Source organism: Bradyrhizobium sp. NBAIM08, assembly GCF_020193935.1.
Classification (GTDB): domain Bacteria; phylum Pseudomonadota; class Alphaproteobacteria; order Rhizobiales; family Xanthobacteraceae; genus Bradyrhizobium; species Bradyrhizobium yuanmingense.
This window is the reverse complement of record NZ_JADYVR010001322.1, coordinates 1-384: the sequence shown is the minus strand read 5'-3', so window position 1 is coordinate 384 and position 384 is coordinate 1. Positions and strand designations below refer to the sequence as shown.

The 384-nt window shown below is 66.1% G+C and carries 1 protein-coding gene; it reads left to right on the top strand.

Features of this window, described 5'->3' with window-relative positions; all coding sequences use genetic code 11:
• A partial coding sequence (locus I6F37_RS44725; RefSeq protein WP_225155090.1) for a response regulator occupies nt 1-342 on the top strand: 342 nt, incomplete at its 5' end.
• Nucleotides 343-384: the final 42 nt, after the last annotated feature.

The following is a 384-nucleotide window of genomic DNA, read 5'->3' as shown; positions in this document are numbered from 1 at the left end:
ATCTCGATGCAGCTTGAGGATCTCGTCCGCTCGCTGGGGCATGAGATCTGCGGCACCGCGGCCACCCGCACGCAGGCGCAGGAAGTCGTTGCCGAGCGCACCCCCGGCCTGGTTCTGGCCGATATCCAGCTCGCCGATGGATCCTCGGGTCTCGATGCGGTGGATGACATCCTCGCCATCGACAGCGTCCCGGTGATCTTCATCACGGCCTATCCCGAGCGGCTGCTGACCGGCGACCGGCCCGAGCCGACCTACCTTGTGACCAAACCTTTCCAGGAATCGACGGTGCGTGCGGCGATCAGCCAGGCGCTATTCTTCGGATCCAGCCGACCCCTGGGTTGAACCCCGGCGGCGGCCCAGCCCGCGCGTCAAATCGATCAGGTG